The sequence below is a fragment of the Bacillus sp. FSL H8-0545 genome, from assembly GCF_038006105.1.
GTDB lineage: Bacteria > Bacillota > Bacilli > Bacillales > Bacillaceae_G > Bacillus_A > Bacillus_A cereus_U.
Map to the genome: position 1 here is coordinate 4703783 of NZ_JBBOUO010000001.1, position 23316 is coordinate 4727098.

The window sequence follows — 23316 nt, forward strand, 5'->3', positions numbered from 1 at the left end:
TCCTTCCCTTAAATTAATGTTTAAAATTAACTTTATTATTGGCAATATCTAATAATCGTTCTCTTATTTCCTCTTTACTAATTTCCTCAAAATCATTCATAAACTGTCTTAAAACCTCTTGATCCATTAAAACAGCTTTTCCTATATGAATCTTAGGGAATATTTGCTCCGGATGAATTTCACCTTCATTTAATAACTCTTCATACATTTTTTCACCTGGTCTTAATCCAGTAAATTCAATTCCAATTTCCTCAATTGAATACCCTGAAAGAGTAATTAAATTTTTAGCTAAATCAACAATCTTTACTGGGTCTCCCATATCTAGTACGAACAATTCTCCACCTCTAGCTAGTGTTCCAGCCTGAATAACTAATCTTGAAGCTTCCGGTATTGTCATAAAGTAACGAATCATATCAGGGTGAGTAACTGTTACAGGTCCACCTTTTTGAATTTGTTTCTTGAATAATGGGATTACACTTCCTCTACTTCCAAGAACATTACCGAATCTAACTGCAACAAAACGTGTACCAGTACTAATGGATGCCATATGTTGGACAATCATTTCCGCAAATCGTTTTGTAGCTCCCATTACATTCGTCGGATTTACCGCTTTATCTGTAGAAACCATTACGAACGTATTTACTTTAAATGTATCAGCCGCTTCTGCTACATTTTTCGTACCAAAAATATTATTTTTTACAGCCTCTTCAGGATTACGTTCCATTAAAGGTACATGCTTATGTGCAGCTGCATGATATACGATATATGGTTGATGCTTGTTCATTATTTCAAAGATTTTATGTCGATCTTGAATATCAGCAATTTCTATCGTAATTTCCACTGCATCTTTATAAGTAACTCGCATTTCCATTTCAATAGTATAAATGCTATTTTCACCATGTCCTAAAAGAACAATTTTTGCAGGATTATACTTCATCACTTGACGACAAATTTCTGATCCAATTGATCCGCCCGCACCCGTTACTAAAATCGTTTTACCTGCAATCTTTTCCCCGATGCCCGCGTCATCTAATTGAATTGGCTCCCTACCTAATAAATCTTCCACTTGTACATCTCGAAATTCATTAACAGAAACTTTGCCATCTAAAAGATCTTCAAGCATTGGTACAATTTGCGTTTTTGCTTTCGTTTTTGTACACTTCTCAAAAATTTCGTTTATTTGATTTCTATTTAAAGATGGAATAGCAATAATGATATGCTCTATATCATTATCTTCCACAATCTCTTGAATATGATTTGTTGTACCAACAACCGGCACATTATAAATCTCCAATTTTTGTTTATTTCTATCATCATCAACAAACGCAATTGGATATAGATCCGCTTCTTTATTATGTTGCAATTGTCTTACTACCATAGTTCCCGCTGAACCAGCACCGATAATCAATGTTCGTTTTTTATCTGTAGCTTTCGTAATATATGTATCGCGAAACATACGCCATACAAAGCGAGAACCACCAATTAATAATAAATGTAACATCCATGCGATTGCTAAAATTCGAACATAAATATCATGATTTATTATTTGTTGAACAATTGCTGTTACAATAATAGAAAGTGTAATTGCTTTAAATATTTGTATTAATTCTCCAACACTTGCATATTCCCATGCCTTATTATAAAGCCTATAAATAGCTGCAAAAATATGATGGCTACACAATAATGTAATAGAACTAATAATTACTGTCGTAGGAATTTTGTTTAATACATTAGGATGTACGAACCAATAACTTAAATACACGGCGGTTAATACGATAAATGAATCTAATAAAATTAATAATGAGAGCCGTTTTTGATAACTCAATATATATGTTCCCTTCTTTATATAATTAGTATCTTATTTATAATAAAAAGGTACATTCGCTTATGAATGTACCTCTTCCTTTTTTACAAGTCCCTCTATATATTTCATTAAATCTAATTTCAACTCTTCATTTTGAAGTGCCATTTCAATCGTTGTTTTAATAAATCCGAATTTTTCCCCAACATCATATCGAGTACCTTCAAAATCATATGCAAACACACGTTGAATTTCATTTAAACGTTGAATCGCATCTGTTAATTGAATTTCTCCACCTGCACCTGTTTGTTGGTCTTCAAGGAACATGAAGATTTCTGGTGTTAATACGTAACGCCCCATAATTGCTAAATTAGATGGTGCTGTTCCCTGTGCTGGTTTTTCAACAAATCGGCTCACCTGATATTGACGACCATTTTGCGTGATTGGATCAATAATTCCATAACGATGCGTTTCATTTTCGGGTACTGTTTGCACACCAATTACAGACGAATGCGTTGCCTCGTACTCATTCATCAACTGACGTAAACATGGCGTATCAGCTTGTACGATATCATCACCAAGTAATACTGCAAATGGCTCATTCCCAATAAATTTACGAGCACACCATACTGCGTGACCTAATCCTTTTGGTTCTTTTTGTCTTATGTAATGAATATTAATCTTTGAAGATGCTTGTACTTTTTCAAGCATTTCATATTTACCTTTTTCTAAAAGGTTTTGTTCCAGTTCAAAAGAATGATCAAAATGATCTTCAATTGCACGTTTTCCTTTTCCAGTTACAATAATAATATCTTCAATGCCAGATTCAATTGCTTCTTCTACAATGTACTGAATCGTCGGTTTATCAACGATAGGTAACATTTCTTTCGGCATCGCTTTCGTCGCTGGTAAAAATCTTGTTCCCAGTCCAGCAGCTGGAATAATTGCTTTCCTTACTTTTTTCAAATCAGTACCCCCAAACATTTTTTTCGTATATACATATGTAGTAATAATGAAAAAACCTATCTATAGAGCCATATTTATAACTCCATAGGTAGAGTTTCAATTATGGGCATCTAACCCTACCTCACATCATGCTTTTGACAACAAACGCGTCTAAGGTAGAAATTTACTCTACCCACAGCATAGCCGAGTGTCTCCATTGATATTGGTTAGGAGGCATCACCAAGTTGTTTTCTCTTTAAAAGAGACCGAATATTTTTTTTCGTCTTATTTTCTCAGGCTCTTCTCGATAAATCATTTTTCCACTTATTAGTTCATATGTATTTTCCTTGAAGTAACACAATGTAGAACTCCCAAATGTTTTCCCTACTGTTTCATACGCAGCTTGCAAGTGAAAGGAGCGCGTTGTTGTGTTATGAGCATCTGATGATATGACATGTGTTAAATGATGCTCAATAAGTTGCAATGAAACCTTCTTGATTTTCTTTCCGAACTTCCCTGTGACGCTTCCTGCGGTAATTTGTGTTAGTGCCCCTTGATTGACGAGCTTATACAACACATCGGGTCGTTCAATAATTTCCATATTCCGTTCTGGATGAACAATAACCGGCGTGATCCCTTTCACACGTAATTCATATAACATTTTTTCTGCATAGCGCGGGACATGGTTTGCTGGAAATTCAATTAATATATATTTATCAGTACGATTCAGTGTAACAATACGTCCCAAATCATAGTCTTCTAATAACTCTCCGTACAACCTGATTTCTTGACCAGGTAAAATGGTTAAATTGATATCCTCTTCTTTTAATCTTTCATTTAACTGCTTTACCTGATGAAGAATGCTTTCTGCTAGATTCATATAAACCCCATTTTGGTGATGAGGAGTAGCAACGATTGTATGAATTCCTTCTTCGCATGCTGCCTTTGCCATTGCAATGCTGTCTTCGATTGATTGTGCTCCATCATCGACATTAGGCAAGATATGACAATGTAAATCAATCATTCTATTTCATCCTCTCTCCACATATTCTTCACATACTGAATATAAGAAGAAAAGATGAATGTTCACCTTTCCTTCTTTTGCATTTAGTTAGAACCGTAATAGTAATATTCGGATCCATTTTGTTCTTTATCGTTTAAGACAACGCCAAGTAATGTACCTTTTGCGCTATCTAATGATTGTTTTGCTTTAAGTGCCGCCTCTTTTTCTGTTACACCACTTCGAATAACAAGTACAGAAGCATCACATTGATTTGCCATAATTTGTGCATCTGTAACTGGTAAGATTGGTGATGTGTCAAAAATGACAAGGTCATACGTGCCAAAAGCTTCTGAAAGTAAATCTTTCATCGAGCTTGCACCCAGTAATTCCGCTGGATTTGGTGGGATTGGACCACATGGTAAAAATGTTAAATTATCGATTTTCGTTTGTGTCACACATGTTTCTAGTGTATTACTACGTGTTAATACACTTGTTAAGCCAAATATATTATCCACTTGCATCATTTGATGTAATGCTGGTTTACGTAAGTCTGCATCGATAAGTAATACTTTCTTACCTTGTTGTGCGAAAACAACTGCAATATTAGCAGCCGTTGTTGTCTTTCCTTCACTTTGATTCGCAGATGTTACGATAAGAGAACGAATCTTCTTATCAACAGATGCAAATTCAATATTTGTTCGTATATTTCGGTATTGCTCTGACACAGATGATTTTGGTTGTTCATATGCAATCAGCTGACGGCGAGCACGTAATATTTTTTTCTTAAGAACCAATTGTATGACCCCCTACTCTCTTCGTTGCTGATAAACTATTGCTCTTTGTGCCATCTTCCTCCATATGAGAAACGACACCAAGAACAGGTACGCCAAGTAGTTTTTCAATATCTTCTTCTTTTTTCAGCGTGTTATCTAAGTATTCTAGTAGGAATGCTAGTCCAACAGAAGCCATTAATCCAACAACAAATGCAATTGCTATATTTAGCTTTTTATTTGGTTTGATTGGTGACTGGCCTTCTGCTACTTCTGCTTTTGATAAGATCGTTACGTTATCAATACTCATAATTTTTGCAATTTCACTTTTGAATATTTCCGCTGTTGTATTTGCGATATCACGAGCTAGTTTTACATCTTTATCTTGAACTGTAACAGCTATTACTTGTGAATCTTTCTCATTTTCTACATTAATTTTCCCATTTAACTCTTGAGTAGACATGCCTAACTTTAATTCACTCTTCACCTTATCTAAAATTACAGGGCTTTTTACAATGATCTTATATGTATTAGTTAATTGCACATTGGTTTGCACTTCGTTATACTGAATGATTTTCTCATCTTGTTTCTTTTGGTTAACAAGAATTTGCGTCGAAGTCTGATAAATCGGCGTTATAAAGTAGAAACTTACGATCGCACTTACAAGTGCTGCACCAATCGTAATTACAAGGATCATAACTAATCGTTTTCTTAAAATAATAAATAACTCTTTCAAACTTATTGTTTCTTCCATGCCTTCCTCCAGCTTTCAATAATTTGTCATAAAAACTTCTAAAAAAAAATAAATTGTCAGATTTTAATCTGACAACAAAAATCTGGTATCTAGTCCTAAAGTTGTTTAGTAATAGAGAACTATTTAATATATTACAGAACTTACATTAGTATAGCAAGAATGGTTGAGAAAATTGTTGGAGAAATTGACAAATATTATACTACCGAATCTGACGGATTTCGACACGGTTTTTAATGTATAGGTTTTCATTTGCTATATACTGTCGATATATGGGTATTATTAGTATTACTAGTGAATATACCATTGATTGATCTGTGTATTTATACTACCTTGTTTATAAAAATCTTACCATTGTTAATTTTTATTTCGTCTTTTCTTAATCTTTCAACATCTTTTTCAGACTTTAGTTGATAAACTTTTTTTCGAAAGTCCCCTATATTTTTTAATCAAACGTTTGTTTAAAAGTAAGAGAACTTACCTATCAACAAATCCTCTTACCTTTCGTCCATTTCTTCATAATTCGCTTCAATAACAATAAAAAAGATGAATGACCATACTCTCTTCATTCATCTTCCAACGTAAAGTTATGTTAACAAATCTTTATTCTTTCTTATCACCAATTGCAAATGTGATTTCAGCTTCACAAGCGATTTCACCATTTACAGTTGCTACTGCTTTTCCTTTTCCAATCGGTCCACGGACACGTGTCATTTCGACTTCTAGGCGAAGTTGATCACCTGGGCGAACTTGACGTTTGAAGCGGCAGTTATCAATGCCAGCAAAGAATGCAAGGCGACCGCGATTTTCTTCCTTCTTCAGTACCGCAACAGCACCCACCTGCGCTAATGCTTCTACAATTAGAACACCTGGCATCACAGGATAATCTGGAAAGTGTCCATTAAAGTATTCCTCATTTGCCGTTACATTTTTAATCCCAACCGCACGCTTTCCTTCTTCTACTTCTAGAATTTGATCGACTAGTAGAAATGGATAACGATGTGGAATAATTTCTTTAATCTGTTGAATATCTAGCATATCATTCTCTCCTTATATACCAAATTGGTCATACCACCAACACACTGTCCTTATTATCCCATTCTCCATTGTTTTTGTCACGAAAAACAAGAAATGCTTTCTACCCAAAATATCTATTAGGACTATTCATACAAAAAAGATACACCCTTTTCCCTTCGCTAATCGGTATAACAAAATAATAGCAATTAACACGGAGGTTGGAAAAAGGTGTATATCAAAGTTAGGGAGAGGAAATATACATTATTTTCCTCACATGTCGTATTCATAGCTCATTATAAAGGACAAATATAAGAAAGAAAAATGTAATATTTACTCCTTTTTACCATCATACCCTTAATTTTCTACAAATTTCTACAAATTTCTTCATTTTTCTTATATTATCTTAAATAGCATATCTAGAAATTAAGATTCGTAATCCAGAACACTATGCTTTATAAAAAAATAAATCTTCGTGGATTAGCCTTTAATAAAAACCCCATAAAATATCATCACAAAAGATACATTTACATTTCACAGAAATATCCAATATTACATATAAATTCTTTTAAATCTATTTAACGATACATAAAAATAGAGTATAACTAATAAGAAATTGTTGCTTTTCCTTGTTTATCTGTTAAATAAGGCATTCCGGAGTATTTGAGAGAAAAACTCAAATGAAATAAAAAGAAATACTTATATAATATTCTTCACTATCTCTCTTTCATCTTCTCAAATCGTTTCCCTTCTTAATTACTTATATAAAATTAGTAGCAATTCAAAATACTAACAATTCATTAGGCACTACCTCTCATTAATCACTGACCATAAAAATGTCTACAAGGTGAACTGCACCCCAATTGTTAGACACAGTCTAACAATTGGGGTGCAGTTTTTCTATGGCTAAATTTACAGCTGATGAAAAAATACATATCGTTCTACGTTATTTGAACGGAAATGAAAGTTATCGAGAAATTGGTAAAGCGATCGGTATAAGGGACACAGTAATTTTGAATTGGGTAAACCAATATAAGCAAAATGGTGTGGAAGCTTTTCTAAAACGGTATACAAATTACACACAACAATTTAAACTAGACGTACTAAATTATATGATTGAAAACGGTACGTCCTTATTTGAAACGGCAGCTATCTTTAACATTCCTGCCCCTTCAACGATTATTGTTTGGAAAAAACAACTCGAAACACAAGGAATCGATGCCCTTCAATCAAAGAAAAAGGGGCGTCCATCCATGAAAAAAGAGTCAAATAAACAATCAAAACAAGCACCAGTTGAAGGTTCAGTCGAAGCACTTGAAGCACGTATTAAACAGCTTGAAATGGAAAATGAGTACTTAAAAAAGTTGAATGCCTTAGTTCAAAACAAGGAAAAGTCACTAAACAAGACAAAGCGCAAGTAGTCTATGAATTAAGGCATAAATATTCGGTGAAGGCACTCGTGGAGCTAGCTGATATTCCACGAAGCACGTATTATGATTTAGTAAAGAAAATGAATCGTCCGGATTTAGATGCCGATTTGAAAGCCGAAATTAAAGCGATTTATGAGGAAAATGAAGGTCGTTATGGCTACCGTCGCATTCGTGATGAGTTGACGAATCGTGGTCAGAAAGTAAATCACAAGAAGGTTCAGCGCATTATGAAAGAGCTTGGATTAAAGTGTGTTGTGCGTATGAAAAAATATAAGTCTTATAAGGGGAAATTCGGTAAAATTGCACCAAATATTTTAGCGCGCAGTTTTCATGCAGATGCACCGAATCAAAAATGGGTAACAGACATCACAGAGTTTAAATTGTTTGGAGAGAAACTTTATTTATCACCTGTATTAGACTTGTATAATGGTGAAATTATTACATATACAATTGGCTCTAGACCGACGTATTCACTTGTTTCAGAAATGTTAGAGAAAGCATTAGAACGTTTACCTGAAAATCACCAACTATTGATACATTCAGATCAAGGGTGGCATTATCAAATGAAACAATATGTCCGTACACTTGAATCAAGAGGTATTGTGCAGAGTATGTCTCGAAAAGGAAACTGTTATGACAACGCAGTAATGGAGAATTTCTTTGGGATCATGAAGTCGGAATTCCTCTACATAAAAGAGTTTGAAAGTGTAGAGCATTTTAAAATAGAATTAGAAAAATATATAGATTATTATAATACGAAACGGATAAAGGCAAAATTAAAAATGAGCCCGGTACAATACCGGACTCACTTTTATCAAGCTGCCTAATGAAATAACCGTGTCTAACTTTTAGGGGTCACTTCATAAAGACAAGGGGTCTCGCTGCTTTTTGTTATATGGTATAAATAAAATCAGGTTCCATGTTAAATTATAACAAGGATATTTATACATGTATATAGATGGTATATTAATAAGTCACAATAAGTATTTCTAGTTTTTTTACTGGTCACACAATTAAATTAAGCTCATATTTCCATAAAAAGACCAGTACACAAATACCAATTATCCCCCAAACCATAAATAATCAAATTGTGTTACCGGCCCGAAAGAAATAAAGGCAGTGTATTCCTTAAATTTATAAAAAATAATTGTGACTAGTCATATTTAAATGTTTACCTTAGCCTGTTGTCCAAGTAGACTACTAAATAAACCACTTTCATCTTTTGCCAGTTGTGCGAAACTACCGTGTTGAATAATTTGTCCTTGATCCATTACAATTACTTGGTCAGCTTTACGTATAGTAGATAGTCTATGTGCAATGACAATAATTGTCATACTTCCTTTCAATCTTTCCAATGCTTCTTGTATTTTCGCTTCATTTTCAGCATCTAGAGCACTTGTTGCCTCATCCAGTACTAAAATAGAAGGCTTTCGAAGTATCGCTCTAGCCAGAACAAGACGTTGTCGTTCTCCTCCTGAAAGCTTGACTCCCCTATCGCCAATCATTGTATCCAATCCTTGCGAGAGCCTGCTAACAAAATCAGCGGAAGCAGAAAATTCCAAAGCTTCCCAAAGCTGCTCCTCACTTGCATTTGGTTCAACCATTCTCAAATTGTCTCTTATACTGGCATTGAATAGAAATGGATCTTGAGGAACATAGCTAATAGATTTCCTCAATGATAATAGGTCCTTACTTGTCAACGGTTTGTTATCTATTAATAACTGACCGCTCTCCGGCTGCATAAGTCCCATTATGATATCAATTAATGTACTCTTTCCAGCACCGGAACGCCCTGAGATAGCTGTCATACAATTTGCAGGAATACGCAAATTAATATCTTTAAGTGAGTACACAGCATTTTCTTTATTGTAGCGGAAAGAGATATTTTGACACTCAATAGATTGTTCTATCTGCATAGGATTTATACAATCATAATTCTGCTCTATATCTTGCAATTCTATACTTTTCTTACACTCTTCCTGTAATTGCAGCAAATCTTTAAAAGCGGGAAGATTCGCTGCAATTTGTTCCATGTTTGATTGTATACCTGCAAATCGTGGCCACAAACGAGAAAATATAAGAATAATTAATAATAATTGCTCCGTTTTCGTCTGAAACAGCTGAACAGATAGAAAGATAAGAATAGCAATGAAAACAGCTGATGCAATTTTATAAAAGAGTTGAGAATTATTTCTCACCTTAATATATGCAAACTGTTCACGTTCCACATCTTCTACCCAATTACGTAACCACATATAACGAGATCGTTCTAGTGTATTGCTCTTAATATCCTTAATTCCATTAAAATGATCAGTTATACCTGCAAGATACGCTTTTGAATTCTCTGAGGTTCGACCACCTAATCTTTTTGATTTTTTAATAAATCTTCGTGAAAGAAAGGCAAGTACCACAGCGCAACATAGTACAAAAATTGTTATATCTGCCGCTAACCAAAAAGCGAAACCAATCTGTATAAATGTAAACATTAAAGAAGTGAGCAACTGTAAAAATAAATTAGTGCCTGCGCTAACACGCCCTAATTCCGTTGTCAAAGAATTGATAAGATCTGATTTTCTCTTTTTCACAAAGAAACTCCAGTTGGCCTGCAACAATCCACGATAAGTTTCCAATCTCAAATGATTAATAAAACGTATCTGGATTTTCGCATTACGAACTGTTATATTCCTTTGCAAAAGCGCTTGTCCCACGACCAATATAATATATATTCCTAATACAAGTGGTAATCCTAAAGTAGTTGGAATCTCACCTAGGAATCCAAGAACCCCTGAAAGAGGACTTGTCTGTTCATTCATCTTCGCAATACCGCTAATACTTATCATAGGAATTAATAATAAAATGCCGATTCCTTCTACAAGACTGACCAATACCATTCCCATGAGATTAACAATGAGAATGTTTCCAGTAAAAGAGTATAACCGCTTTGTAAAATATAAAATATTTCTCATTTTCACTTCTCCTTACGGTACCTCATTTCCCTCCAAATCCATAAAACCGGCCGCAAAGGGAAATATAAAACATGCAGTTGTTTTGGCAGTGGTAAAGTTTCCACATCCTGAGGATAAGGATACAACCAACTAAGATGAAACAGTAGCTTTTGAGAGCTTGTCTTTAACAAATATAAATATCGCTCATGATATTTTGAAACTTCTTCTGGGACAGGATCTGTATGCAAGTTAATCATATTTTCCAAGTAATATATAGCAAGCTGCGCTAATTGCGTTACCCTTCTCCCTGACATTAATACTTTTGCCTCTTCCGCTATTATAAGAGTATCTAAAAGCTCAGAAGATAAAATAAGCGCCTGACCTACCAGTTGTTCACATCCATACATTTCCAACATAACAGTGAGTTCTTCCCAATCTATTTCTTGCCTTACCATACGGTCAATGTCCGTTAACCATCGAAGCCTGGACCAACCATGCCTAGTCCCATGAGTCACAAGAAACATAAACAAATCCTCTCTCCCTAAAAAATAGACAGGATAATTTGTGACAGGACTCGTCCTCTTTCGCCCCCATAACTCATCGAAGCGTGGTTCCTTTCCCGGTCCTGGGTGTAGTCGCCAATGAATCTCCAATTTCACCTTACTTATCGGATGCATGTAAGTTGTATGGTGGCGTCTCCACTTCCATTCATTCATAACCGTCGGAAAATCATCCTCTTTGACATAACCATTCTTTACAAGTAATTCGTTCACTTTTCCAAGATCATCTATAGGAACAAGGGCATCCAGATCCCCTGATGTTCGAAGGGAAACATCTCCATATAGGTCTGCGCCAAGAATAGGGCCCTTCAAAAATAGAAGTTGAAGTTGGTTTTCAGCAAATAATTTACTTACTTTCCCCATTTCTCCACTTAAATGAAGCATATGGAATGTATTCCTTTTAAAATATGTACTTAATACTTGCACAACATTTGATGGAACTAACTGTTTATCAATGGATTTCATTTTTGGATAAATGAACGCGTACATACGATGATGCAGCGCCAGTTTCAAAAATTTGTTCCAATCAATATTTATGAACCAGTCTCCCGGGATTTCTTGTATCTCTTTATCTTCCTTCTTTATAATTTCAAGTAACAATTTTAGTTCTTTAGGTAAATGACTCAAATCAAGATTACAACCGGTATACATCTCATTCTCCTTCAAGATTTTTTTACCCTATCCTTTTTGCAAATTTACCAACAACGGTAAATCTCTTCATTTCTTCTACGCCAGTAATATAAAAGGGCCCGCTACGTAACCACGCATGGGCAATCATATTTCCTGTCTCATCTTTCGCGGTCCCTAAGTAAAGGGTACTTTCAATTTGACGCTTCTCCAACATTTTCATTGCAGCGATAGCTTTAACGAGACACTGGCTTTCCCAAAATGTATAACGGCTCATCATATGCACTGCTTGAGAAATTTTCCTTAACGTAATCTTTTCCGATTCATCATAGTTTAAAGACGTTTCTGCCATATGAATTCCTAATATAGGAGCAGCTTTAGAAAACGGTATACTTTTAAGAATACGAGCCCAGCCTAAATAAAAGAAAGCTTCTATAAGTAATAATTTTGTTCCCATATCGAACGACAAGAAAGCTTTGGCTTTATTTATGATATTCATCGATCCTACTCCTAATCTATTAAATCTGGAACGTTCAATTAAAAATCAAAGTTTTTCATCAACCGAGATTAACCCTTCTGCATACAAATGATTTAAGAAAGAGAGTACTTGTTCCTTACATTCTGCCTCTTCAATCATATATCGAGACAATAATATATCAATCACTTGATTGACAGATATTAATTCATTAATTAAACTCCAAATTTCACCACCTATACCTCCTAAGTTATAGTATTTCCCATTATGGATGCTCATCATCACTTTCTCCCCATCCATATCGCTCACTACATTTTCCTGACCTTGTACAACAAAACTGTGTAATGAAATTATTTGTTTACTACTCATTATTTTTCCTCCTCTTTTAAAGACTCTAGAATTTCGGATACTAAATCATGTGCCGTAAACTTTGAAATAGGACGTCTCAATTGAAACATATCTATTTTGTTTACGATATTTGTAGAATGCATAAAATGCCATTCCATCATCCCCAATCGTGGGATTAATGAATTCCTATATGTATGACGCAGCAATGTGCGTAGTCTCTCCAGTCCTTCAATCTGCTGAAGTTCAACATCCCCATTTTCTACTTTCACTAATTCGAATACACCTGCCAATGGTAATGGTTCCTCGAAAAAGTTAGCTGTAACGGGGACAGCATATTTAGTTTCCCTTTCAAATAATGGCTGATAATGCGCTGTCTCCATTCCAAACTGATCAAGACTCTCTTTCCATAACTTTTGTTGCGGATAAGATGGTGTAACAAAAGGAGTATTATCCTCAGAAAGAGACACAGCAATTACATCATCACTTAAAAGCTTATAGCCTTTGCTTAAAAGGGCTGATGCAAGAGTTGATTTTCCAGCTCCTGATCTTCCTACAAAAGCATACGCCTTTCCATTGATGGCTATTACACTTCCATGCAGAGGGAGTATTTTTCTCTGCATCAACAATGCCCCCATACAAGTCCCAAGAATATAAAGCCGAATCTTATCTTGATCAGACCCTTTCATAGGTGAAACAATGATTTTTTCTCCATTTTTAATACAAAACGTAGCAGTTTCGGGGATTTGAAACATAATTAATTTTTCTTCAACTACAAACACTGACTTCGGAGAAGATAACTCTCCCCATAATTGGGACAAATCTGCAGTTTCTATTTTTACGTCTACTTCATTTTCGTAATTACTTACTTGAGGCAATTCCGGCAGGGGAATCTCACTTAATAGGGCTAATCCGAAGGCTTTGTAAATCTCTTTCTTTACAGTATGTATCATCTTTCTCACTCCAAATAGTTGAAAAATTGATTAAAAAAAACCCTTATACCGTAATTAAACTATATAAGGGCTGTAAAGCATATAAATCTCATTTAAATATTAGTGCATTAGCTGTGGTGAAGAGCGCCTTGCTCATCCTCATCTTCAAAAACTTGGTCAACAAGTCTCTTTCCAGGTCCAGCCATTGTCATGTTGATATCAAGTACTTCTAATACTGGTGATTGCCATTCTTGTTTCATAATTTCACCCCCTTTCAAATATATTTTTTGATAAATCGATAGACAATAAGACTACGCATTAAAATTCTAAAATCTGGATCAAACACGTATTCTACTCGTGGTTCTCCTTGAATTTTCAAAATCGCGCTCTTAATAATCTCCATATTAAAAAAGTTAGAGGCCACTGGGTCTTTACTAAGCTGCCGAAGTTCCTCGATAAACATTTTCCATGAAGGAATCATGCGATGAACCACATCAGCTGCCTGTATTCCCCGCACACGCTGATTTAATCTTACTTTGTCAGGAAGAAATCCTTTTGTGGACCTCCGGACAAGTGCACGATTTAAGCCATTTTGAACAAATTGTTCGAGTGGTAACGATAAACAGAATCGAATTACCCGTAAGTCATTCGTTGGATCATGCCCTTGTAAACCATAACGCAAGGAGAGCTTTGTTCCACTTGTACCCGTTGTATTCCACAAGTTTAGCTGTTCAAAATGTTTCTGCCTTATTTCATATATATTTGGGATAGAGGCCCCTGTTACTTTCACACCATGTTCTTCAAGCTTTCTAAATACATCAGTACGTTTTGCAAGTTCTGGACTAACTAACGTTGGCAGTTCGTATTGCTGTTCTGAGGAAAACATGTTTTTTATCGATGGAAATGCTTTCTCTCCTACAACTTTCAGTATTCTCGATTTTTTGACCCCAACGTTCTTACCATACAAATCAATTTCACGATAAAGCTGCAACCAGCTGAACTTTTTAAGTAAAATCGCATAATAATCTAAAGCTGGCCCCCAAGAGATTGTGAAATTTCCTCTCGCTCCATTTAAGAGCACCCCAATCCCTTGTTGTTGGGCTTTTTCATAAATCCCTTTCACCCAGACGGAATTTTCGAAAAATTTATATGGCATCTCCATAATCTCAAGCCAATCATCAATTTCTGAGAAAGAATTTTCTCCCGGAAAATTCAAATAATCCCCTTTAATATTCCCTACATGTTGTACTGTAGTTTGAATAAATGGCTTTTCATCAGCAATCGTATGACCACGAGTCCAATCAGTAAACCCTTCCGCAGGTACCGAGCTGAATGTATATAATTTTTTGTTCTCTTTTTGCAAGGCTCTCGCAGCAAAGCTAGCAACAGCTCCTGAATCTAATCCCCCACTTAAATGAGAACCAACATTACGATGAGTACGTAACCTTGATGTTACTGCGCTTTCAAATACGCCCCTGAACGCCTCTTCATAATCTTCATTTGATTTGAGTTGCAACTGCTCCTCTACAAATAACGTGTCGTATTTCGCAATACTAACTCTTCCCTTAACTACGGAGATAGTATGAGAAGGCGGGACTTGCTCTATATTTTTATGCACTGTTGAAAATGCATCTATTGTATCAAGCATATTAGGTATCGCTAAATATTCAGCTAACCATTGCTCATTCAATTCCTTCCCTACGTACGGTAAAGAAAACAGCGGTTGTATGCTAGTACAAAAAGCAAATTGATTTTGATTGCGGTAAAAGTAAAAAGTCCGACTTCCTGAAAAATCACGTGCACCAAAGAGCAATTGCTTTCTCTCATCCCAAATCATAAAAGCAAAATCACCAATTAGATACTTTGGTACATGCTCTCCCCACTTTTGATAAGCGAGTAAAATCAACTTACTATCAGGCATCTCTCTTCTATGTACCTTTTCTACTTGCAATCTATCGAATAATTCATTGCGATTATCAATAATAGCATCAGCAGTTATAACCAACTGTGTTTCATAATCATAGTAAGGTAATTGTTCATTAATAGATTCAGATGTTATCCATTTTGCATGGGAACCCAAAAAAATATTTTCCTTGTGCCATATATCGGTATTGTCACCTGGATAACGAGATAAATCCTTCATGATTCCAATCCTATGTTCAGGCGGTATCGGTTCTCCATTTAAATGATAAATTCCGGTTATTGCACTCATTTTTTTCCTCCCACTACGAGACAATTAAGGGAAAACCCGATGGATAAGAAAATTACCAGATATATCAAAAAAATATTATTAATATACCAGAAAACTCTTTCCTCAAACTACCTCGTTTACGCATAACAGATTTTAAAACCTGATTTTATAGCCTTAAATCTTTTTTCAGTTGAAGTATTCAAACCTTCAGGCTACCTATCCTATTGTAAACCCTTGCATTTTGATTTTCTCAAAAAATGAACAAAGGTGTGATTCTCTTAATTCGAATCAAGATATTACCATCTGAATTTTATATGAATAAAAATCCTTGAATTTAATATATCAATAAAACGTTTATATTCTTTATAAAGAATATAAACTCAGATTACCATTTCACTATTGCATTGTCAAGCATCTATATACTTAAAAAAATGAATATTTATATATCTTTTTTAGTAACTGTAAAAACAAATAATACAGTAAAACTTTAATCGGTAGGAGGCTTTACATCCCTACCGACTATTAATCTCACCAATCGAGCTTTTACGAACATTCCATCTATTTTCTTAGTTTCCCTAAAATCTTAAGGTAGTGCTCTTAATGTTCACAAATAGCAGGAGAAACGTTATATCTTACAAATACACAGGATAATTTCCATCTTTTTATATTTTGAAAATTTCTGTGCTATGATATTTCATATAATTTATTATTAACCTATTAATTAACGCTGATTTTCATATTTTATGTTCTCTATTACTTCATTCCTCTGCTTATTTAATCAAAACAGGAGAATAACCTTTTTATATTTATACCATTTTCACAAAAGGGATGATATAATATGCGTTTACCACTAATAATGCTAGCAAAGAATATAATTCGCATTTACCACAAGATTATGTACGCTTACTATTTCACTCTTTATAGGGATTGCCGTGACTTTCATTCAAAAAAAATTTTTTTCCGTAAAATGAAATTTCACAAAAACGGCACTGACTGAGATATTAAACCCTCCTAGTTCATTAACGCCTTTCTTAATTGAAGCTCTTTCTATTTTTTATCTTTACATGCTAGCACTTACCGTCAATATATTCTTAATACATGTAATAACTCTTGTCTGATCTTTTTCTGTCATACCTGATCCAGATGGAAGACATAGACCGGTTTCAAATAGTTTTCTAGCAATATCTTCACGTTCACTATGAGAATAATAAGTTATTCCCTCAAATAGCGGTTGCATATGAAGAGGTTTCCAAACAGGACGCGCCTCAATGTTTTCATTTTCCAGTTGTTTCAGTAATGCCTGAATCGATACTCCTGTTTTTTCTTCATCTACAGTAAGAACTGTAAGCCATCGGTTTGAATAGGTATCCTCTAACTCAGGCATAAACTGTACCCCTGGAATATGAGATAATTCTTGATAGTACCTATCAAATATTTTTCTCCTTGCCTGTACTCTATCTCGTAAGACTTGCAGCTGCGCCCTACCTACACCCGCTAAAATATTACTCATACGATAATTATATCCAACCTCACTATGTTGGTAGTGTGGAGCCGGATCTCTTGCTTGGGTAGCTAAAAATCTTGCTTTTCTTAATGCTTCGACATCATTCGAAACAAGCATACCTCCACCTGAGGTTGTAATGATTTTATTGCCATTGAATGAATAAACACCGAATTTTCCGAATGTTCCACTCGCTTTACCTTTGTAGAAAGAACCAAGTGATTCCGCTGCATCTTCTACTACTGGAACATTATATGTATTACATAACGAAAGAATCTCATCCATTTTAGCGCTTTGTCCATATAGATTCACAACAATTACTGCTTTCGGAAGTAACCCTTTCTCTTTTGCATCACGTAATGCACATTCTAAAGCCTGCGGTGACATATTCCATGTTTCAGGCTCTGAATCAATGAATACTGGTGTAGCCCCTAAATATAAAATTGGATTTGCGCTCGCTATAAAAGTAAGACTTGAACAAAACACCGTATCTACATCTCTTACATCCAGTAAGCGAAGTGCCAAATGGATAGCAGAGGTTCCTGAACTAACTGCAGCCGCATCAAGAACTCCAACATGGGATGAAAGTTCACCTTCAAACGCATCTACGTTTGGACCCAGTGGAGCAATCCAATTCATATCAAATGCTTCCCCTATATATTTTTGTTCATTACCGCTCATATGTGGAGCGGAGAGATAGATTCTTGTTTTTTCCTGTAAATATACCACTTTAAACACTCTCCTATAATTCTTTTTTTATTACTCTAGCTGGAATGCCAACTGCTGTACAATTCGCTACAATATCACAAATTACTGTTGCCCCCGCACCAATAATGGACCAATCGCCAATTGTAATATTTGGAATTACATTAACTCCTGCTCCTATATGTACTCCTGTTCCTACAGTAACGGATCCTGTAAGCACTGCATTTGGGGAAATATGTGCAAAATCTTTTACCTTATTATCATGTTCAACAATAGCGCCTGTATTGACAATAACGTGATTCCCAATGTCAGCATCTGCATTAATAATTGCACCGGGCATCACAACCGTACCAGCTCCAATCTTTGCACTTAAACTAACAATAGATTGTTTATGTATCAGCGTCGCATAGCAATGACTGGGAATCTCTAACTGCTCCATAATTATCTTTCTTGTTCTGTTATTCCCTATAGCTATCACGAACTTTGTATCTACATACTCATCTATTAACTTTGCAGCTGCAGAAATGGGTCCAAAATAAACGCCATCCTCAACTTTTAACTCTTTATACACATCATCTAATTGCGCAATGATTTCATAATTTCCATACGATAGGATAATATCTCGGATTACTTTACTATGACCACCTGCCCCAATCATAATTATTCGCATCCATCTCACCTCCTCAAGAATTCTTTGTACCATTAAATTTTTCCACAGTTACATGCCCAACTTGATTGATTCCTTCTGACTTAAATACTTTCTTTGCCGTTAACAACAAAATTTTCATATCAAACCAAAAAGTCCGTTTTTTTGCATACCATACATCAAAATCAAATTTTTCCTCCCAGGAAATCGCGTTCCTCCCATTTACTTGGGCCCATCCCGTAATCCCTGGTCTGACATTATGTCGCTTGGCCTGTTCTTCTGTGTATAGTTCCAAATACTCCATCAATAATGGTCTTGGACCTACCAAACTTAAGTCTCCTTTTATAACATTAAACAACTGTGGCAATTCATCTAAACTATATTTTCTCAGAACCCCTCCGAAACGGGTAAACCTTACATCATCGGGCAACACATTCCCCTCACTATCCTTCTCGTCAGTCATAGTTCTAAACTTATAAAGAAAAAAAGGGACACCATGCAATCCCGGGCGTTGCTGCTTAAATATGATAGGGGAACCCAATTTAATTCTAACTAAAACAGCCACTATTATAATAGGCGGTAAAAGAAACACCAATAATGACAAAGAAACAAACAAATCAAAAAGTCTTTTCATATATAATCATACTCCTAATTTGGTTTATGTATTAACCTCTACTCCATAACTGCCTAAAACTTCTATCTTCATAAAAAGCAGCCCCATTCATAGTTGAAAAATAACGAATTGATTTACTTTTTTATTTAAGGACATGTCATGCAAAATATTTAATTAAAATACTTAGTAATAAGAACACCACCATATTCAACAGAACATAGTGGTGTTTCATTTCTAAAAGACTCTTAATACTTTCCTTTTATTTACTTGCTCTTACTTTAAAGCATTATAATTTTGTGTCAATTCATTAGGCGCCGGTGCTCGATGGATTGGTTCAGTAACGGGATTATAGAAATGTAGATTTCAAATTAAAAAGTGCCCTTTTTGTTTGACTGAATTTTCACCCTCAGGTTTCCCATTATACTTTTAACAATTCCAAATAAATACTTAAATTCATCTGTCTTATAAAAAATAAATACATAAATAGCATTTGGAATTATTAAACAAATCATCCCTCTTAATATTAATTCTAGTAATCCATTATACGGAATAAGACCACATATTAAACTTGTGATAACACAAGCTCCTAGCCCTATCATCACATAGTAAGCATATTTAAAAAAATAATCCCTAACCGGTTTACGAAATACTTTCTTATATACTAAATAAGGAGCAATCCAAAATGGAACCACTAGTGTACTTATAAGTGTTCCAATAAAAACACCTGTTATACCCATATATTGCACCAAGACAATAGAAGCCACCAGATTCACGGCAGCCTCTAAAAAAGGAGCATACCTATCTTCATGAAAAATCCCTGATGTTGTTTTGACCATAGATATAGAACGTCTCATTCCTGATACATAAAAATTTATCATTAATATAATTAATACACTTATATCCATAATAAATTTCGAACCAATCCATAAAGTAATAAAGGGTTGCATTATAATATATAAAAATATGGAAAAAAATGAGTATATCCAAAAATTACAAAGCATAGTAACCTTAAATATGCTATAAATTTTTTCATCGCTTTCTTTTGCAACCAAATTCCCTACACTATGATTAATATTATCAAAGATTTGATTTATAAAGGTTCTACAAATGTTAATTAACATATAATAATTTGAATACAATCCAACAGCTGTAACACTGACAAAAGACGCAATTAACATGTTATCAGTACCAAAGACAATATATCCACCTATATTATGTAGCACTAAAGCCTTTACATTTTTAACAATATTACTTTTGGTTTCACTATCTAATTTGCTTGCTGCTTTATTTTTTAAAAATGGGTACATCTTATCTACCAATATAGCCAAGAATGCAGAGGTACTAATTGTTATAATAATATCGATTATTAGATATAAAATATAACTATGCGTAAAGTATAAAATTCCTATTTTAACGCAAGTAGATATAATAGATGAGATAGAATAAATCCCTGTAACAATATATCCCTTTTGACATACATTTAAAAATGAGGTTTTATAAGAAAATAGATAAGATGAAGCTGTATTAATTAAAAATATAATATAAATAAAATGAATATTGTCTACCTTTGCATCTTTAGCGATATATCCAAGAAAAGGTAATAAAAGTAACCCTAGTAACAATACTATTAAAGCTATTGCCATATATGCCTTTCTATAAAAATTCATAAGCATATTGATTCTATCCTGATTATTTTCTGCCACTGGTTTATATAGATTATATATGATAGCAGATCCTATTCCTGCTTCAGCTAAAGATAACATTCCTAATATATTAGTAAATAATCCATTTACCCCCAGATACTCAACACCTAAATAAGTAATAAATATGGTTCTGGAAGCAAAACTTAGTAACGTAATAATAACTTGACTACCTATACCGGCTGATATATTAATTATTGCATTTTTAACTCTCATTTTTCCTCCTACTTCAGAAAGCATGAAAACACTTTCAACCCAAGAGTATTACCTAATTTCTCTTTTATATGCTGCAACTATTAAAGGATACACTTTAAACTTTATTGCCAAATAATATATATACTCCTTAAAGTTATTGCATCGATATGAAAAACCAATTCCTTTTACACTATCTGAGAACATTTCATAATTCACTATTCTACGAAAAGCATTATTAACATCCACATTAGGATCGCTTTTTAAATTATTAATCAACAGTCTATATATGTGATTTATATAATAATTAGCCATATCTTTTTTAAATTGCTTATCGTGTAGTAAACCAAATTCTTGTGAAAGTTGTCTTCTCATTTGATATTGTAAAACTAAACTGTTCTCTAAATTTGGTTTATACGGAACCCTCATTAAGCTATTTGGATTATTAATAGTATAAAAATAAAGAACTTCTGAGACTGCACATACCCTTTGTGAGTGCAATAAAAACTCTAAATTAAAAATAACATCTTCTCCAATAAACACTTGTTCATTAAATCTGATGTTTTTTTCTTTTATAATGCTTAAATTGTATATATACCTCCATGCAAAGCATAGATCATTCTTGGAATGAACATTTGGAGAGCTCAGTACAAAATCTCTCCCGTTCATAACAGTATCTAATTTGAAGTTAGGAATAATACTATTATTATTTGGAACAGTTTTGTATCCGCATATTACAGCATCACACTTTTTATCTTCCGCAATACCATATAACCTAGTAAAATAGTTTTCACTTACCTCATCATCGGGATCTATAAACACTATATACTTCCCTGTAGCAGCCTCGATCCCTGCATTCCTTGCGCTACTCACTCCTCCATTTTCTTTATAGATTACTTTAATTCTATTATCCTTTTCTAAATATCCTTCACATATTTCACCACATTTATCTGTTGAACCATCATTGACTAGAACTAATTCAATATTGACGAAAGGCTGTTTTAAAACACTTTCAATACATCTAGCTAACCATTTTTCCACATTATATATGGGAACAATAACACTTATTAATTCATGCAATCCTTTCACCTCTACATTACTTACATAAGTTAAACCCTCATGCCTATCTTATTACAGCTTTAATTTCGCTTAAATATTTTTCATCTTGAATATCGCCCACATTTTGTCCAGCACCTGCTTCACATACGTACTTATTTTCAATTTTGATTTTAGTTTTTGCTTGTCTTAAAAACCATTCGTATTCAATATCCACATGCCCTATATCAATTGCTTGATATCCCTCTTTATACAAATCATATGCTAATATAGTAGCAGTAGGCCCTATTGCTAATAGAATCAATTTAGATTTATTATTTTTTTTTGCTGCTGTTAAGATTTTATTGTAATGTAAGAATGCGTGCTCCTCTGGTACTAAAATCCTTTCAATTGATTTAGCATTGTCAAACAGATCATTTCCAATACCTAATCTACTCTTACTGCCCTCTATTAAAACTATATCCCTATCTTTCCATATTAATTTTAATAATATAAACCATTCTTTACATTTTGACTTATCTCGAAAGGGATAATAGAATCTCGATATAAAGGAATTATAATATACTTTTCCCTTCTTCAAGTCTTTATACCACTTTAATCTATATTTTGCAGTATGAAGACTCCAATAACCCTTTGGTTCATCTGCATATTTTGATAAATCTTGAAAAACATCCGGTAAACAAACTAAGAACTTCTCATCTTCACTTAGCAATATTTCTTTTAATCTTTTTGATAACAAATGATCAGCCCGTTGAAATGTTATATCTAGATTATGAATTAATTTAAATTCACCATCACCATACCTGGCTATGGAAGCTTTATCATGAATAATTTTTTTTAAAGTTTCATCTATAGATTGAATTCTAGGGGGCTTGAAAAAGCACTTCGTGAATCGATCTTTTATGATAGTTAATCGATTCAAACTCTGAATTTTCATATCGATCAATTTATTCCAAATAAAAACTAACATACTTTTTATTTTTATTTGCACCATACCAAGCTCCTTTCTAATACTTTTCTCGATAGAACATTAGATTATCTTTCCTCTTTTTCTTAAGAAAATTAATCTTATCCCTCTATTCACATCTTACATAATATTTATTCTTATTATTTC

At 34.0% G+C, this 23316-nt stretch carries 20 protein-coding genes; 1 reads left to right on the top strand and 19 read right to left on the bottom strand.

The genetic code is table 11. From position 1 onward, the window contains the following. Positions 1–13 precede the first annotated feature (13 nt). The 6 genes from MHI07_RS24740 to fabZ form a co-directional block, all read right to left on the bottom strand. Entirely contained in the window at positions 14–1825 is a 1812-nt protein-coding gene (locus MHI07_RS24740) for a polysaccharide biosynthesis protein (protein WP_340826700.1), read from the bottom strand. A gap of 60 nt (positions 1826–1885) precedes the next feature. Beyond that, positions 1886–2767, bottom strand: a complete 882-nt coding sequence (gene galU / locus MHI07_RS24745) for a UTP--glucose-1-phosphate uridylyltransferase GalU (protein WP_340826702.1) — start codon at positions 2765–2767, stop codon at positions 1886–1888. A 235-nt stretch (positions 2768–3002) separates the two neighbouring features. Further along, positions 3003–3770, bottom strand: a complete 768-nt coding sequence (locus MHI07_RS24750) for a tyrosine-protein phosphatase (protein ID WP_105589814.1) — start codon at positions 3768–3770, stop codon at positions 3003–3005. A gap of 83 nt (positions 3771–3853) precedes the next feature. Continuing rightward, the gene (locus MHI07_RS24755) at positions 3854–4543 is read right to left on the bottom strand and encodes a CpsD/CapB family tyrosine-protein kinase (protein WP_340826703.1); all 690 of its coding nucleotides are present in this window, start codon (positions 4541–4543) and stop codon (positions 3854–3856) included. Further along, positions 4533–5273 carry a YveK family protein gene (locus MHI07_RS24760; protein ID WP_340826704.1) on the bottom strand — a complete coding sequence of 247 codons (741 nt, stop codon included), beginning with the start codon at positions 5271–5273 and terminating at the stop codon, positions 4533–4535. The genes MHI07_RS24755 and MHI07_RS24760 overlap by 11 nt, the downstream gene beginning before the upstream one ends. 600 nt (positions 5274–5873) lie before the next feature. Beyond that, positions 5874–6308 carry a 3-hydroxyacyl-ACP dehydratase FabZ gene (fabZ, locus tag MHI07_RS24765; protein ID WP_002184592.1) on the bottom strand — a complete coding sequence of 145 codons (435 nt, stop codon included), beginning with the start codon at positions 6306–6308 and terminating at the stop codon, positions 5874–5876. Positions 6309–7186: 878 nt separating this feature from the next. On the opposite strand from fabZ, the gene MHI07_RS24770 reads away from it, so the two are divergent. Then, a protein-coding gene (locus MHI07_RS24770) for an IS3 family transposase (RefSeq protein ID WP_215579378.1) occupies positions 7187–8541 on the top strand; the annotation gives its coding sequence in 2 pieces (ribosomal slippage) (positions 7187–7640 and positions 7640–8541; 1356 coding nt in all). 336 nt (positions 8542–8877) lie between these two features. On the opposite strand, the gene MHI07_RS24775 is transcribed toward MHI07_RS24770, so the two are convergent. The 13 genes from MHI07_RS24775 to MHI07_RS24835 all read right to left on the bottom strand — a co-directional run bounded on the left by MHI07_RS24775 (position 8878) and on the right by MHI07_RS24835 (position 23196). Next, positions 8878–10680 carry an ABC transporter ATP-binding protein gene (locus MHI07_RS24775; RefSeq protein WP_215580210.1) on the bottom strand — a complete coding sequence of 601 codons (1803 nt, stop codon included), beginning with the start codon at positions 10678–10680 and terminating at the stop codon, positions 8878–8880. Between the two features lie 2 nt (positions 10681–10682). Next, on the bottom strand, positions 10683–11870 hold the full coding sequence (locus MHI07_RS24780) for a nucleotidyltransferase domain-containing protein (RefSeq protein ID WP_215580212.1): 1188 nt from the start codon (positions 11868–11870) through the stop codon (positions 10683–10685). A 22-nt stretch (positions 11871–11892) separates the two neighbouring features. Further along, positions 11893–12345, bottom strand: coding sequence for a lasso peptide biosynthesis B2 protein (locus tag MHI07_RS24785; protein WP_105589818.1), 453 nt, complete (start codon positions 12343–12345; stop codon positions 11893–11895). Between the two features lie 45 nt (positions 12346–12390). After that, entirely contained in the window at positions 12391–12690 is a 300-nt protein-coding gene (locus MHI07_RS24790; protein WP_340826707.1) for a lasso peptide biosynthesis PqqD family chaperone, read from the bottom strand. Continuing rightward, on the bottom strand, positions 12690–13619 hold the full coding sequence (locus MHI07_RS24795; protein ID WP_215580214.1) for an aldolase: 930 nt from the start codon (positions 13617–13619) through the stop codon (positions 12690–12692). Before MHI07_RS24795 ends, MHI07_RS24790 begins: the two co-directional genes overlap by 1 nt. A gap of 107 nt (positions 13620–13726) precedes the next feature. After that, complete coding sequence (locus tag MHI07_RS24800) at positions 13727–13858, bottom strand: paeninodin family lasso peptide (protein ID WP_000808480.1); 132 nt, start codon at positions 13856–13858, stop codon at positions 13727–13729. A 14-nt stretch (positions 13859–13872) separates the two neighbouring features. After that, positions 13873–15810: a lasso peptide isopeptide bond-forming cyclase gene (locus tag MHI07_RS24805; protein ID WP_215580215.1), complete on the bottom strand. Its 1938-nt coding sequence runs from the start codon at positions 15808–15810 to the stop codon at positions 13873–13875. A gap of 1039 nt (positions 15811–16849) precedes the next feature. Beyond that, complete coding sequence (locus tag MHI07_RS24810) at positions 16850–18019, bottom strand: aminotransferase class I/II-fold pyridoxal phosphate-dependent enzyme (RefSeq protein WP_340826708.1); 1170 nt, start codon at positions 18017–18019, stop codon at positions 16850–16852. A 13-nt stretch (positions 18020–18032) separates the two neighbouring features. Then, entirely contained in the window at positions 18033–18665 is a 633-nt protein-coding gene (locus MHI07_RS24815) for an acetyltransferase (protein ID WP_340826709.1), read from the bottom strand. A gap of 13 nt (positions 18666–18678) precedes the next feature. Next, complete coding sequence (locus tag MHI07_RS24820) at positions 18679–19275, bottom strand: sugar transferase (RefSeq protein WP_340826711.1); 597 nt, start codon at positions 19273–19275, stop codon at positions 18679–18681. 347 nt (positions 19276–19622) lie between these two features. Continuing rightward, positions 19623–21170, bottom strand: coding sequence for a lipopolysaccharide biosynthesis protein (locus MHI07_RS24825; RefSeq protein WP_215582191.1), 1548 nt, complete (start codon positions 21168–21170; stop codon positions 19623–19625). Positions 21171–21218: 48 nt separating this feature from the next. Further along, positions 21219–22226, bottom strand: a complete 1008-nt coding sequence (locus tag MHI07_RS24830) for a glycosyltransferase (protein ID WP_215580219.1) — start codon at positions 22224–22226, stop codon at positions 21219–21221. 43 nt (positions 22227–22269) lie between these two features. Beyond that, positions 22270–23196: an SP_1767 family glycosyltransferase gene (locus MHI07_RS24835; RefSeq protein WP_199672780.1), complete on the bottom strand. Its 927-nt coding sequence runs from the start codon at positions 23194–23196 to the stop codon at positions 22270–22272. Positions 23197–23316: the final 120 nt, after the last annotated feature.